Source organism: Paenisporosarcina quisquiliarum, from assembly GCF_027563315.1.
Taxonomy (GTDB): Bacteria; Bacillota; Bacilli; order Bacillales_A; family Planococcaceae; genus Paenisporosarcina; species Paenisporosarcina quisquiliarum.
In genome coordinates this window covers 60,464-74,056 of record NZ_JAMKBJ010000009.1, presented here as the reverse complement: position 1 = coordinate 74,056, position 13,593 = coordinate 60,464, and the positions used below count along the sequence as shown (strand labels likewise).

General features: G+C 39.0%; 16 protein-coding genes and 1 pseudogene. 11 read left to right on the top strand and 6 right to left on the bottom strand.

What is annotated here, in order from left to right; translation table 11 throughout:
* Positions 1-144: 144 nt before the first annotated feature.
* The gene (locus M9R32_RS11405; protein WP_269926854.1) at positions 145-774 is read left to right on the top strand and encodes a spore coat protein; all 630 of its coding nucleotides are present in this window, start codon (positions 145-147) and stop codon (positions 772-774) included.
* 61 nt (positions 775-835) lie between these two features.
* On the opposite strand, the gene M9R32_RS11400 is transcribed toward M9R32_RS11405, so the two are convergent.
* Positions 836-1,336 (bottom strand): cupin domain-containing protein, encoded by a 501-nt coding sequence (locus M9R32_RS11400; RefSeq protein WP_269926853.1) that lies wholly within the window; start codon positions 1,334-1,336, stop codon positions 836-838.
* 150 nt (positions 1,337-1,486) lie between these two features.
* On the opposite strand from M9R32_RS11400, the gene M9R32_RS11395 reads away from it, so the two are divergent.
* Both M9R32_RS11395 and M9R32_RS11390 read left to right on the top strand, forming a co-directional pair.
* Positions 1,487-2,395: an NAD(P)/FAD-dependent oxidoreductase gene (locus tag M9R32_RS11395; protein ID WP_269926852.1), complete on the top strand. Its 909-nt coding sequence runs from the start codon at positions 1,487-1,489 to the stop codon at positions 2,393-2,395.
* 506 nt (positions 2,396-2,901) lie between these two features.
* Complete coding sequence (locus M9R32_RS11390; protein WP_269926851.1) at positions 2,902-3,465, top strand: 3D domain-containing protein; 564 nt, start codon at positions 2,902-2,904, stop codon at positions 3,463-3,465.
* Between the two features lie 120 nt (positions 3,466-3,585).
* Here M9R32_RS11390 and M9R32_RS11385 read toward each other — a convergent pair whose 3' ends face one another.
* Complete coding sequence (locus M9R32_RS11385) at positions 3,586-4,038, bottom strand: DUF305 domain-containing protein (protein ID WP_269926850.1); 453 nt, start codon at positions 4,036-4,038, stop codon at positions 3,586-3,588.
* A 477-nt stretch (positions 4,039-4,515) separates the two neighbouring features.
* On the opposite strand from M9R32_RS11385, the gene M9R32_RS11380 reads away from it, so the two are divergent.
* Genes M9R32_RS11380 through M9R32_RS11365 form a run of 4 tightly spaced genes read left to right on the top strand, consistent with a single transcriptional unit; the run spans position 4,516 to position 7,649 of the window.
* Positions 4,516-5,391 carry a MurR/RpiR family transcriptional regulator gene (locus M9R32_RS11380; protein WP_269926849.1) on the top strand — a complete coding sequence of 292 codons (876 nt, stop codon included), beginning with the start codon at positions 4,516-4,518 and terminating at the stop codon, positions 5,389-5,391.
* 20 nt (positions 5,392-5,411) lie between these two features.
* On the top strand, positions 5,412-6,218 hold the full coding sequence (locus tag M9R32_RS11375; protein ID WP_269926848.1) for a transporter substrate-binding domain-containing protein: 807 nt from the start codon (positions 5,412-5,414) through the stop codon (positions 6,216-6,218).
* Positions 6,219-6,248: 30 nt separating this feature from the next.
* Positions 6,249-6,911, top strand: a complete 663-nt coding sequence (locus M9R32_RS11370; RefSeq protein ID WP_269926847.1) for an amino acid ABC transporter permease — start codon at positions 6,249-6,251, stop codon at positions 6,909-6,911.
* 15 nt (positions 6,912-6,926) lie between these two features.
* Positions 6,927-7,649, top strand: a complete 723-nt coding sequence (locus M9R32_RS11365) for an amino acid ABC transporter ATP-binding protein (RefSeq protein ID WP_269926846.1) — start codon at positions 6,927-6,929, stop codon at positions 7,647-7,649.
* 141 nt (positions 7,650-7,790) lie between these two features.
* Here M9R32_RS11365 and M9R32_RS11360 read toward each other — a convergent pair whose 3' ends face one another.
* A complete protein-coding gene (locus tag M9R32_RS11360; RefSeq protein WP_269926845.1) occupies positions 7,791-8,144 on the bottom strand; it encodes a hypothetical protein in 354 nt (117 codons plus the stop codon).
* 199 nt (positions 8,145-8,343) lie between these two features.
* Here M9R32_RS11360 and M9R32_RS11355 point away from each other — a divergent pair, with 199 nt between their 5' ends.
* Positions 8,344-9,528, top strand: coding sequence for an MFS transporter (locus M9R32_RS11355; RefSeq protein ID WP_269926844.1), 1,185 nt, complete (start codon positions 8,344-8,346; stop codon positions 9,526-9,528).
* Positions 9,529-10,092: 564 nt separating this feature from the next.
* Here the strand turns inward: M9R32_RS11355 and M9R32_RS11350 are convergent.
* From M9R32_RS11350 to rluF, 3 genes and pseudogenes are all read right to left on the bottom strand, one after another.
* Positions 10,093-10,278 (bottom strand): annotated as a pseudogene (locus M9R32_RS11350) (ATP-binding protein); the annotation flags it as partial.
* A 42-nt stretch (positions 10,279-10,320) separates the two neighbouring features.
* The gene (locus tag M9R32_RS11345; protein ID WP_269926843.1) at positions 10,321-11,040 is read right to left on the bottom strand and encodes a DUF6904 family protein; all 720 of its coding nucleotides are present in this window, start codon (positions 11,038-11,040) and stop codon (positions 10,321-10,323) included.
* Between the two features lie 23 nt (positions 11,041-11,063).
* A complete protein-coding gene (gene rluF / locus M9R32_RS11340; protein ID WP_269926842.1) occupies positions 11,064-11,768 on the bottom strand; it encodes a 23S rRNA pseudouridine(2604) synthase RluF in 705 nt (234 codons plus the stop codon).
* A 253-nt stretch (positions 11,769-12,021) separates the two neighbouring features.
* On the opposite strand from rluF, the gene M9R32_RS11335 reads away from it, so the two are divergent.
* The 3 genes from M9R32_RS11335 (at position 12,022) to M9R32_RS11325 (ending at position 13,592) form a co-directional block, all read left to right on the top strand.
* Positions 12,022-12,717: a Crp/Fnr family transcriptional regulator gene (locus M9R32_RS11335; RefSeq protein WP_269926841.1), complete on the top strand. Its 696-nt coding sequence runs from the start codon at positions 12,022-12,024 to the stop codon at positions 12,715-12,717.
* Positions 12,718-12,986: 269 nt separating this feature from the next.
* Positions 12,987-13,109: a cytochrome C oxidase subunit II gene (locus M9R32_RS11330; protein WP_269926840.1), complete on the top strand. Its 123-nt coding sequence runs from the start codon at positions 12,987-12,989 to the stop codon at positions 13,107-13,109.
* 15 nt (positions 13,110-13,124) lie between these two features.
* Positions 13,125-13,592: a cytochrome c oxidase subunit II gene (locus M9R32_RS11325; protein ID WP_269926839.1), complete on the top strand. Its 468-nt coding sequence runs from the start codon at positions 13,125-13,127 to the stop codon at positions 13,590-13,592.
* Position 13,593: the final 1 nt, after the last annotated feature.

The following is a 13,593-nucleotide window of genomic DNA, read 5'->3' as shown; positions in this document are numbered from 1 at the left end:
TTATTTATCGCGATTATTAAGATTGTTTCGATTGAATTTTGGATTTGATTCAAACGACTTTTTTAAGTTATTGTGAATAGCATTTTCATTTCGTTGCAAACTAGTTCTGATGCACATTACATGAAACAAGGAGGAAATTCATTAATGACTCAAAATCCACAAGGTCAAATGCACGAAAATATGCATACAGGTCCAGTGCCTCCACAAATGAATCATGGTGGACACGAACTGTTTGATGTTCATGAAGTATTGTCTTCTGCTGTTGCGGGATTAAACCAATACACTTTATTGCGCCCTCATGTGCAAGACCAAGAATTATTAACGATGATGGATCGTCAATTCCACTTTATGCAAGAGGAGTACAACATTACGGCTGAGTGTTTCAAAACAGGGATGGACCCATCGAAACCAACGCAAAAATACATGATGAAACAAGACAATGATTTCATTTATGGATTAAAACCTTCACAACCGAAGAAACCGATTCAATCCTCTGCTGAGCTGACGGATGAAATCATTTCAGGCTTTATGCTAGGCGTCCACAAGTCAGGTGCAGCACTCAAAACAATGGCGGCCTTAGAAACGTCAAATCCAGTCGTTCGTCGAGTACTGGCAGACTCAGTACCGAACTGTATTGAAATGGGATACGAAGTCTCAATTTATCAAAACAAACACCACTACTATCAAGTGCCACAACTTGCACAACAAGACACAATGGCTATTGTAAATTCTTACGCACCATCAAATATTCAACCAGGTACAATGCCTAATTAATGTTAATTTTGTTTCTTGTCACGATTTAATCGTGACAAGAAACTTTTATTTATTACCACGTTTAATTCCATCGATCAATTACTTGTCCGTAATTTCCGAATACGGGATCCATTGAAGGGGAGGCAACTTGCTTAATTTCTTTTAAAACATGTGGTCTTTCATTGGATTGACCTGTTTTAAGGTTGTATTCTTTGCCCTCAGCGTATGCACCAACAACTTCGAAATCTGCACTGCCCTTTATTTTTTTATGCCCCGTACCGGCAGGCAATATCAAAACATCTCCTGTTCTAACTTCAACCGTTTCCCCGCTTTTACCACCCAGAATTAATACGGCCGATCCAGCGCGCACCCCTAATACTTCATGCGCATTGCTATGGTAATGATGATAGTCAAATACGCCATCAACCCAACTGTTTCGCCAATTATTCAATCTGAAAGTCGGTTCGATTTCTTGTGGATGCTGCTTGAACACACCGGGATATAAGATAACTGGTAATTCCGGATTATTAGGAATAGTGCCATCATCATCAAACTTGAAAAGTTTATAAGTTGAATTAATCACAATTACTCCTCCCTCTTGTTGCTGTTAATAGCATAACTACCCGTTTGGACAAAAAATAATCTTTCGGTTTGATTGAATCCAAAGAAGGAAAGATTATAAGTATCAATAGGGAAACACGTTACCTAGAATAGTTCATTTAGGAGGAAGAGAATGATAGATTGCACAGTAGTAGGTGGAGGTCCAGCAGGATTAAATGCCACTCTCGTATTAGGAAGAGCAAGAAGAAATGTAGTGTTAGTCGATAGCGATGAGGCGCGCAATAAAATAACGGATGCATCTCACGGTTTTATCACGAGAGATGGCGTAAAACCAGCAGAATTCAGAGCCATTGCCCATCAAGAGTTCAGTCAGTACCCAACTATCCAGACTTTGAAAGACAAAGTGGTGGAAATTACGAAAGAAAAGAATGGGTTCTTAGTAAAAACTGAAATGAAAAAACAATGGGCCACTCGTAAAGTCATTTTGGCCACGGGTGTGAAAGAAAAATTTCCGAACATCCCAAATTTGCGCGATTTTTATGGGACAAGTATCTTCAACTGTCCGTATTGCGATGGTTGGGAAGTGCGAGATCAACCACTCGCTTTATTTGGAATAATTGATTACACCCTTCACACAGCCAAAATATTACGCAATTGGTCTCAAAATCTCGTCATATTCACGAATGGGGAAGAACTGACGAAAAGCCAAGCGAAAGAAATTCAAAAAAATGAGCTTAGGGTTGAGACAAGTCCGATTCGACTTTTGATTGGAAAAGAAGGTAAGCTCCAAAAAATTGAGTTGGAAAATGGAAACATCATTGAACGAGTGGGTGGGTTTGTTACACCAGAGCTCGTACAGGCAAGTGAGTTAGGTACTCGTCTTGGAATTAAACTAAATGATACGGGTGGGCACCATTCAGATGAGGTAGGAAAAACGAAGATTCATGGCCTATTTGTTGCAGGAGAAGCGTCTAATGTTTACCCAGCTCAATTAATCATAGCGGCTGCTAGTGGGGCCGAAGCTGCGATGGCAGTAAATGTAGAGTTAACTCACGAGGGAATATTAGGAAGCGATAAATAAGATTCATCACCTTCATTTGTAATTAATGGGGGTGATTTTTTTTGATATGCCATGAACTAGTATGGCAGGTGTTTTTATAACCACTTTAAATTTAGAAATGAATGTTGACTATAGGATGCAATTAAAAGTTGTTCAATCGATGTTCTGTAAACACATCATCTAGTGGTAGAAGGTCATTATGAATTAACCTCATACTCGTAATAAATGTAAGGCAGGGAACGCCACGAAGACTCCTGTGGGAATAGCTTGAGCTGAAGACCCCCGTAGGTGGCTGAAGCCAAGCCCACGGAAAGCGAAGTGGCGGTCACTGCCATTTTTCCACGTCGATTTTTAAGTGAATTAGTCAGAAATACCTATGTTTTGTTGAACTTTAAAAAAGCAATATTTTTCCTTAGTAATATAAACACCCTCAAATTGTAAAGAAATATCTTATGTTTTGTCATGAAACTGTAATGTTTAAATGTTATTTTATTTCTACAAACGAGAAATAAAGGAGAACTACCAACTTGAAAAAATTCAGTTTCGTGTTAAGTTTTGTACTAATGTTCCTCGTCGCATTTGCCAATGATTCGGAAGCTGCTGCTTCTGTGCACACTGTAAAAAAAGGTGACACATTATATAAAATTTCCAGACAATATAACATTACAGTTTCTTCATTAAAATCAATTAATAACTTAAAATCCGACTTAATTAAACCGAACCAAAAAATCAAATTAAAAAAAGGCACTACTACTGCTGCAGCTAAGAAAAAGACTCCATCCCGTTCGAATGGCACAGTCGTAAAAGAGTTCATGGTATCGACAACTGCCTACACAGCGAATTGCCGAGGGTGTTCTGGCATTACGGCAACTGGAATTAATTTAAAAAAGAACCCACACTTAAAAGTAATTTCTGTTGACCCACGCGTTATTAAACTTGGAACAAAAGTATACGTTGAAGGTTACGGATACGCGATTGCAGGCGATACAGGCAGTGCAATTAAAGGAAATAAAATCGATTTGTTTATGCCAAACCAGACAAGTGCTTTAAAATGGGGACGCAAAACAGTTAAAATTAAAATTCTAAAATAAACTTATTATTAAAGCTCACTTGCCATAACGGTAGGTGAGCTTTTTTGTCATGAATCCATGGAAACTTCCAACCTTTTTCGCATACTTAAAAGAGCAGTAAACTAATAGAAACATCTATTATTACTCTTCCTCTTCCAGTTCTTCTATAAGTTTTTTCATTTCTTTTATCTCTTTACGCTGTGCCTCAATTATACTATCTGCAAGCACTTGTACACGTGGGTCTGAGAAATTTGCACGCTCGCTTGTCAAGATTGCAATAGAGTGGTGGGGAATCATTGCTTTCATCCAAGAAGTATCTTCGACTGTTGATTGACTACGGACCAGTCCAAGTGAGCTAGCAAAAACGATTGCACTAACAACAAAGATAATCACATTCAATCGTTTATTCGTGTACATATGGCGCATAAAAAGCAACATTACGACAGCCATAACAGATCCCATAATAAAGGCCATGTAAAGTCGAGTTTCACTGAAAAATATATGATCTAATTGATAAACATTAAGATACATAAGTGCATACATAATAGTGGTAGAGGTAACAATCATTAATCCGAAATTGACATATTTCTTCATTAAAACCACTCCTTCTATATTTGGAATCATAAAAAATACCTTAATTTAAAAGCTACCCGGTTAAATGTTTATGAAACATAGAGGACAATCTAAAAGAATATTTGGTTAAAAAATCCATTATTGGATTCAATAGCATTCAACAATATTGTTCATTAATCTATGTTAATAAACCAATCACCCTCAGTTTTAAACTCGTCTTCTCGTGGATATGACAGGCGTCTCATACTTGTTATAAACATGGCAGGGACCATCACGAAGACTCCTGTGGGAATAGCTTGAGGTGAAGACCCCCGAAGGTGGCTATAGCCAAACCCACGGAAAGCGAAGTGGCGGTCCCTGCCATTTTTTATAATTAGTGAAAAGTATTCGTTACGTCATCTAATATTACATGGATATGACAAAACTTGCAGGAAAACCTGCAAGTTGTTACAATGAAGGAGTCAAGCAGTTCGATTAACCGTTTCGGAGGGAATATTAATGAAGGATTTACTGCATAAGATAGAAAATTCCTATAAGGATTTTTCGGCAGGGCAAAAAAGAATTGCAGATTTGTTTAAAGAAAATCAAATCTTGCTGGCTTTTTCTTCAGCTTCAGAGATCGGCAAAAAGGTAGAAGTTAGTGAATCAACCGTAATCCGGTGGGCACAGAAACTTGGATATAAAGGATATGCGGAGTTCCAGCATGTACTTCAAAAGAAACTTGCAGAGCGACGTATTGAACAAGTAGAAGACCAAGATACAACCGAATACTCTTCACAATCCATCGTGAAAAATTTGCTTGATGCAGATATAAAGAGCATTTCACAATTGAAGGAAACATTGAAGGAAGAACAGTTACTTCAAGTTGTGGATTTGATTGGCTCAGCTAAGAAAATATATGTGACAAGCAACTTTTTCGATTTCGGTTTAGCTCATTCGTTTACTCATTGGATGAATAGGGTATTAGACAAAACAGAATTGTTAATGCAAGGAGACATGCAATACTACCATCAATTGTCCAAACTGACGCAAGATGATATCCTCATTGCCTTCGCTTTTCCGCGTTACACAAAAAATGTGATGGAGACATTACAAACGGCCAAAGAACAAGGTTCTACCGTTATTGTCATCACAGATCATGTTGACGCACCTGTTGCCCCGTTCGCGGATGAATTGCTACTCGTACCGATTACTACGACGCTAAGCATCGATTCCTACACGGCTGTACACGCTTTACTTACTTCAATCATGCGCTTCATTTATGTGAAAGAGCACGAAAAGGTAAAACAAAACTTGGCAAGAATTGATGCCATGTACGAAAGAAAGGGTATTTTCACCCGAAATGAAACAACCGAACTAACTGACGAAAAATAACATCTAAGGGGAGATTTATTTTGAAAAAGAAATACTCATTTTTAACTGCGCTTGCAGCAACAGCTATGCTTATTACAGGTTGTGGAAGTGATGAATCAAAGTCCAATGGTGAAACTAATTTAACTGAGGATGGGAAACTTACCTATGCATCTAGTGGATTATATAAGCCATTTAACTATGAAGAAAGTGGTAAACTGACTGGTTTCGATGTTGAAATCGGTGCTGCTATCGCTGAAAAAATGGGGTTAGAACCTAACCCAGTTACGACTCCGTGGGAAACAATTATTCAATCCCTTAAAGGCAACAAGTTCGATGCAATCATCGGATCAATGGCAATTACAGATAAACGCTCAGAACAAGTAAGCTTCTCTGATCCTTACTATTACTCTGGTGGAATGATTTTTGTGCCAGCCAACAGTGATATTTCTTCAGCAGAAGACTTAAAAGGCAAGCGAATTGGTGTGGTAGCACAAAGTACTTACGATACAGCGGCTCAAAAATATAGCGATGACATCAAATACTATAGTAGTGATGTTGTAGCATTGAAAGATTTAACTGTCAAAGGGCGCCTAGATGCAGTAATCACTGCGGACGTTGTTGGGTATGAAGCGATTGCTTCAGGAATGGAAATTAAAGAAGTAGGCGAACCGTTATGGATCGAACAAGCTGCAGTTGCCGTACGTCCGGAAGATGAAAAATTATTAAAAGACATTAATGCAGCTATCAAAGAAATGGTAGAAGATGGAACATATGAAAAGATTTCAAACAAATGGTTCGAACGTAATCTCCTTGATGTGGATTTAGAAGGAATCGAGATTTTGAAATAATTCACATTACAAGTATGAAAGGAGACGACCATGGAATTATTGAACACAGTATTTGAAGTATTCATGCGAACTTATCCAGGGTTCCTCGAAGCGGCGCTAATGACATTAAAAATCACAGCTGTCGCACTAGTATTAGGGACAATTCTGGGATTAGTTTTTGCACTGATGAAAATATCACGCTCAAAAATTTTACAAACAATTGCTAATGTATATATTACGATTATCCGAGGTACACCTTTAATCGTACAAATCATGTTCCTGTATTTCGGGATAACTGAATTAATTACCCTGTCTGGTTTTTGGGCAGGAGCCATCGCACTAGGGATTCATAATGGTGCCTATATTGCGGAAATTTTCCGTGGCGCTATTCAAGGGATTGATCGCGGTCAACGCGAAGCAAGTAGCTCACTTGGGATGACAAGAGCGCAGAGTATGCGACGCATCATTTTCCCACAAGCTTTGAAGCGCTCAATTCCACCTCTTGGCAATCAGTTCATCATCACATTGAAAGATTCTTCATTGGTTTATATCATCAGTGTGCAAGAACTGTTTGCCTTGGCAAACCGAGAAGCGGCCCAGTCTTATCAACCACTGGAAACCTTCTTAGTAGTAGGGGTTTACTATCTAATCTTGGTTATGATCTTCACGTATTTACTGAAACTGTATGAAAACAAATTGAATGTCGACAAATAAGAAGGAGGAGATCAAATGTTAAAAGGGACAAATATCCATAAGTCGTTTGGCGATTTGGAAGTTTTGAAAGGCATTGATCTGGAAGTCGCTCCTTCGGAAGTGGTCGTCCTGGTCGGAGTCAGTGGATCCGGTAAAAGTACGCTTTTAAGATGTTTCAATTTTCTTGAACGAATTAATAAAGGTACCATTGAGGTGGATGGACAAGTAGTGGATCCCAAGAAACATAAATTATCAAAAATCCGTGCAGAAGTGGGGATGGTTTTCCAACATTTCAACCTGTTCCCGCATATGACTGTGCTTGAAAATGTCATCGAAGCACCGATGATTGTGAAAAAGATGAAAAAAGAGGATGCTGTTGTTTTGGCTAAAGGCTTACTTGAAAAAGTAGGTTTGGCTGACAAAGCAGATGTCTACCCAAGTAAATTGTCTGGTGGACAAAAGCAGCGTGTCGCAATTGCACGTTCACTTGCAATGGAACCTAAAGTTCTATTGTTTGATGAACCAACATCAGCGCTTGATCCGGAGCTTGTAGGGGAAGTGCTGAGTGTTATGCAGCAACTAGCACAAGAAGGCATGACGATGGTTGTGGTGACACATGAAATGAAGTTTGCGCGTGAAGTAGCAGACCGTGTCATTATGCTAGATGAAGGTCGGATTATAGAATCTGCAGATCCAGTTACTTTCTTTGAAAATCCGAGTCACGAACGTACTAAACAATTTATTCAATTAGTTGATTAAATGGAAAAAACCCCGATGATCAGTTTAAGCTGGTCATCGGGGTTTTTGTATGGGGAGAAAAAGAGGAGTATCTGTTCGGGATTCGTCTGACAGTCAACCCCACATTTGGACTTTACATCAGAACGAATGAAAATATTCGGTTTATCGGCGACCGAAGCCGTATGGGTTCATCCCGCCAAAACGCATTTGGTTCGGAGGAACAACAACGTTTTGAGTAATTTCACGGTAATAAGTTTTAGGAACGTCAACGATGTGTTGTCTGTTGCATGTAATTAAAGGTTGAATATATGGAACTTCACGTTTCACATACGAGTCCGTGTAACGGCATAAAGGAGGACATACAACTGGTTGAACACCTGGTTGCATACCTTGTTGCATCCCTTGAACACCTGGTGGCATATTGGTTTGCATCCCTTGAACGCCTGGTGGCATATTTGGGTGCATCCCTTGAACACCTTGACGGCCCCAGTTTGATCCTGGCATATTGCGATACATAATGAATTCACCTCCATTCTATCTCTATTAATAGATGCTACTATGTTCCTTTTGGAAACGGCGTTCAAATCATTTATTGCAGAGGGATTTTTATTCACGTAAAATAATTAGAAATAGTATGAACCGGGGAAAGGGTGCGACGAGTGTAAGAATTCTTCTTTCAATCTAATAAACTGAATAGAGTGAAGGAGAGATTCATGTGAACAATCGTCGTTCTTTTTATTTTCTATGGGTAAGTCAGATGATGGCCAATGGTGGGGATGTCCTTTATATTGTAGGACTGATACAACTGGTTTATGTCTCTAGTGGTTCTGTATTAACACTGACACTTATTCCATTAACCATTACGTTTTCACGGCTGGTTGGGAGTTTCTTAACCCCACTTCTTTTGCATCGGTTCCCTTTACGTCAAATATTACTGTTTTCGATGGTCGGGAAAATCATTTTCTTAAGTGCCGTTTTTTTCAGCAAAGAAGAAAGTATCCTATGGATTCTTATTTTGGTTAGTGTCATCGCCTTTCTGGATGGGTGGGCAACGCCAATCCGACAAGCCATGCTACCTGAATTGGTTGGGAAATCGGATTTGCCAAAGGTTAATAGTTTAGTAGCCATTTCCGATAACACAATCAATCTGGTAAGTTGGCCGATCGGCGCATTTTTTGTCGCTCTTTTTAGTGGGGGAACCCTCTTACTTGTAACCATTGGGTTATATATATTCGCATGGATGCTCACGTACGGAATTAAAGCGATACCCCATGCCAAGACGGAAGTGCAATCATTATTTCAGCAGCTTTCCGGAGGGTGGAAGTATAGCTTTTCCGTAAAACCTATACGTAATATACTGCTGCTTGATACATTGACAGCATTTGCAGGAGCGGTTTGGATTTCTGCCATTCTGTATGTTTATGTTGACGAAGTTCTTGAGAAAAGCACGGCTTGGTGGGGATATATCAACGCCTTTTATTCAGGTGGCTTTTTGATTGGTGGGTATTTGTTTGCCAAATTAATGAGAGTACCTGCACATCTGATAATTGGAGCGGGTTGTTTCCTTACAAGCCTATTAACTGTGTGGTTTCTGTTTCCACATTACGCATCTATTGCGCTGGTCATTTCATTGTTCCTTGGCGTCTTTGGTCAATTACAACTGATTGCCCAATTGACTGTAATGCAAACGCAAACGGATACGGATCAACTAGGTCATGTATTTTCAGTTCAATCTGTATTGGTGACTGGTGCATTTGGCTTTGCTACATTAATGTTCGGGTGGATAGCGGAATCTTTTGGAATTGAAAATGCCTTTTATTTCTCTGCTCTATTATCGTTAGGAGCGGGCGTATTTGCTTTCAGTAAAAAGAACACTTTGATGTATGTGATAAATAACTAGTACGCAGCACTTGGAATTCGGTGAATTCCAAGTGTTTTTTTTGTTCTAATTACCGTAGGGTTCTGTTTTTTAAAAGAAGAAACATTAAAAAGTACTTGAGGTATTTACTATTAACGTCTTTATCATGAATTTCTAAAGAGTTAGCACATTAAAATGTTTCATACAAATGCTGTCGTGTAGTGTGAGAGTATGGAGTGTGACTAGATGACTACAGATGAGCAATTATTCATCTGACTTTATAGCCAGGAAAAACAGTCTTTGGCCGATTTATATGACCGCTACTCTCAGATTTTATGGAAAATATCGTACAGGACTGTTGCTGATGATGCTATCTGTGAGCAAATTTTACGCGAAGTCTTTCAAGATATATGGGCAAATCCATCGATTTACTTGTTATTCAAAAGATTTCCTAATCAAAATGTCGATTCAGAGAATAATGAAAATGTTTCACGTGGCACATTTTGTTGAAATTTAATGAAGAGTTTCCTTTAATATCGAAACATGAATGTTTAACATTGTGAAAACTTGAGGGTTAAAAGAGATGTATCCTAATATATAGAAGAATCAAACGCATACAATGTAAGTTAAAAAATCGAACCTAACGAGTAGGATCGATTTTTTTAATGTTTTAGGAAGTGTTAATCGGAAAGTCGAGCCTTCTTCCGAACTTTTAATCAACTGTAAATCCCCACCGTGTGCGCGTGCAATCATTCTTGAATAGGAGAGACCTAATCCTAGACCACGTACGCGTGTCAAAAGAAAAAAGAGCGCGAAATTCGCACTCTTCCATTATTACCACTCAATTTTTTCAGGATACTCTTTTGTAATGGACATATCATGAATATCGCTTTTCGTTGGATTGGCGGACTTAATTACTTGATTGCGAACGGCATGATAGTCTTTGTCTTGGACTGCCAGTTTTAATGCCAGTTTGCCCAACCCTTTTTCGCGTTGTTCTTTCGTTAAGTCAATATAACTTAAATTCAGCATATCAACAAATTGGACCGCATACTCTTGTACATTTGTTTCATTGCTGCTCAGGATCTTCATAAATTGATTATGCTCTTCTTTGGTCATAACGGATTGCAAGGCTTCTCCAACCACAGATTGAAATTTACGAAGCGTTGTGACATGAACATCCAACGTTGGATGTGGGTGCTTACTGGTGTATAAACGCACAAAATCATTTAACGCAATGACTGTAAAAATGAGCTCGGGCCATAATACTTCTACAGAATAATATATATTTTTCTCAGAAGTCACAATTTCATGTTGTTTCATCGTTTCTTTATTTAAACCATTCGCTACAAAATCAACATGATGCTCAGCGCGTGAGGCTTGTTGGATGAAAATTGCAACATCCAGTATCCGTTTCCGTGAGCCAGCCCAGTCATAATACTTCTTTTCATCGCCAATTACTTGATTAATAGCTTGATTGACTTCGTCGAGATCCCAATAGTCGCCACGTATAAGTGCGCCGGTGAAATTTGGTGTATGAGTTATCGATAACATTGGTATCGCCTCCTACTACTCTATTACCTTTTTGGCGAATAGTTAAGCGTCCTAAATAGTTCTTCCAGCTCTACTTTCGTTAAATCGCGCCATTCACCGACCGTCAGGCCATCCACATGAATGTTCATAATCCGTATACGTTGTAAGCTTTTGACTTCGTATCCCAGTGCAGAACACATTCGGCGAATTTGACGGTTCAGTCCTTGTGTCAACGTTATTTTAAACATATGGGAAGAGAGTTTTTCTACTTTACAAGGTAATGTTTTCGTATCCAAGATTTCTACGCCTTCAGACATTTCTTTAACAAAGTCTTGCGTGACGGGTTTGTCCACTTTAATAATATATTCTTTCTCATGCTCATTTTCTGCACGCAAAATTTCATTTACTATATCTCCGTCGTTCGTTAGTAAAATCAATCCATGCGAATCTTTATCCAGTCGGCCGATATGAAAAATACGTAAAGGATGATTGACGAAATCCACGATATTTCCCTTAATATGACGTTCGGTTGTGCTTGTAATACCTACTGGTTTATTCAGGGCAATGTAGACATATGGATCTTCGTGTTTGACCGGTTTGCCGTCTGCACGTACATCGTCTCCAGGTTCCACTTTGCTGCCAAGTTCAGCTTTTTTACCATTGATTGTGATGCGTCCATCTTCAATCCATTTATCGGCACCGCGTCTTGAGACAATGCCGGCTTCACTTAAAAATTTATTTATGCGCATATCATCACCTGCTTCATTTAGTACATTAATTATACCCCATATTCTATACCTATATGATTCACGTAGGAAAAATCGAGGGTGACGTAGGAATTATCGGGGGTCACGTAGGAAAAATCGCGAGTGACGTAGGAAAAAATGACGTCCACGTAGGAATCATCCCAAATCTGTCCATGTCGTGCAGGTAATACTATCCAATAGAAAAGGTTCTATGATAACCTTGACCCAAGAGTAAACGAAGAAAGGAGTGTTTTGATTGAAAGAAGGGATGATTGATACGTCCGTTGAACTGCAAGAGTTGCTTTCCATACGCCACAGTATTAAAACGTATAATAAAGACTCTTATCTGTTCCAAGAAGGCGACCCTATCAAAGGGATTTACTTCATACGAACTGGAAAAGTTCAAATTGGCAAAGTCACACCTGAGGGTCGAGAATTGACGCTGAGGATTTGTGGACGCAATCAGTTCGTCGGGGAATTCACGCTCTTTGCAGAGTCAGCCAAATATATGTTGGATGCCAAGGTCATTGAAGAAGTGGAATGCATCAAGATTAGTGTCGAGGACCTGGAAGAAGAACTGACCCATAATGCCAAGCTAGCTGTTACCTTTATGAAGTGGATGGGCATCAATCACCAAAAAACACAGACCAAATTCCGTGATCTTTTGTTACACGGAAAAAAAGGGGCTCTCTATTCAACATTAATCAGAATGACGAATAGCTATGGCGTTCCTAACGAAAAGGGCATCCTGATCGATATGACACTCACCAATCAGGAACTTGCAAATTTTTGCGGCATGACACGTGAAGTGGTAAACAGGCTACTAAGTGACTTGAAAAAACAAGACAAACTTTCCATGGTGGATGGAAAGATCCTAATACACGACTTAGATTTTCTGAAAGATGAAATCAATTGTGAAGACTGTCCGATTGCTTTCTGTAAAATTGACTAATGAAGTGATTTGCCTCCTAGGTAAGTCGCTTTTTTTGTGGGGAAAATCGGGTGATGCCAATTGAATTTAGCTGCACGCCGATTAAAATGTCTGCGATGCGATTTAAGACCCATCGCCAACATCTAGCCCAATACAGACTAATTCTAATTTTGACAAATTAACGACACTCGTGGTAAATACCACGGCATCTGTGATTTATGTCACAGTAACAGACGCATCAATGGCTTACGCTGAAGATACAATATAGAAACGCAAAGAGGTGAATGAGATTGAGTAAAAAAGGTCAATCGTCAGATTTGAATTTAAAAGGAACTTTAATCAGTGTATTTTCAGTCGGGGTCATAATTATCGTCATGTGGTTTGTTGTTTATTTCATGTATGTAGCACGATGAAAGGAGTAGATTTATATGCATTTTCATAAATATGAAAAGATTTGGCTTGTCTTTGGTTTAGTATCACTCATCTTGTTTTTAAGTATAGTCGGCGTAAGCGCATTCTCCCACGGCCACACACCATCGGGAGGAATGGATACCATTGATCCTAAAAAAGTAAATGAAACCGCACCATTTGACAAACCTGGCGTGACACAGCTCGATGATGATACGTATCAAGTGGCGATAGTGGCATTGGCTTTCGGATATAATGCACCAGAACTGAAAGTACCTGCAGGAAAAGAAATTATTTTTAAAGTAACCAGTACGGACGTTGTTCACAGTTTTACGATTGATAATACAAAAGTAAATATGATGGTGGTTCCAGGGCAGATTACAACAAAATCGTATACCTTCGATAAACCAGGTAAATATTTAATTCTTTGTAATGAATACTGCGGTGCTGGACATCACTTGATGTCTACAGAAATAGAGGTGTATTAAA

Coding starts and splice junctions, on each gene's coding strand:
- M9R32_RS11405 (WP_269926854.1), top strand. CDS start 145: ATGACTCAAAATCCACAAGGTCAAATGCACGAAAATATGCATACAGGT.
- M9R32_RS11325 (WP_269926839.1), top strand. CDS start 13,125: ATGCATTTTCATAAATATGAAAAGATTTGGCTTGTCTTTGGTTTAGTA.
- M9R32_RS11380 (WP_269926849.1), top strand. CDS start 4,516: ATGAAGGATTTACTGCATAAGATAGAAAATTCCTATAAGGATTTTTCG.
- M9R32_RS11385 (WP_269926850.1), bottom strand. CDS start 4,038: ATGAAGAAATATGTCAATTTCGGATTAATGATTGTTACCTCTACCACT.
- M9R32_RS11395 (WP_269926852.1), top strand. CDS start 1,487: ATGATAGATTGCACAGTAGTAGGTGGAGGTCCAGCAGGATTAAATGCC.
- M9R32_RS11365 (WP_269926846.1), top strand. CDS start 6,927: ATGTTAAAAGGGACAAATATCCATAAGTCGTTTGGCGATTTGGAAGTT.
- M9R32_RS11360 (WP_269926845.1), bottom strand. CDS start 8,144: ATGTATCGCAATATGCCAGGATCAAACTGGGGCCGTCAAGGTGTTCAA.
- rluF (WP_269926842.1), bottom strand. CDS start 11,768: ATGCGCATAAATAAATTTTTAAGTGAAGCCGGCATTGTCTCAAGACGC.
- M9R32_RS11370 (WP_269926847.1), top strand. CDS start 6,249: ATGGAATTATTGAACACAGTATTTGAAGTATTCATGCGAACTTATCCA.
- M9R32_RS11345 (WP_269926843.1), bottom strand. CDS start 11,040: ATGTTATCGATAACTCATACACCAAATTTCACCGGCGCACTTATACGT.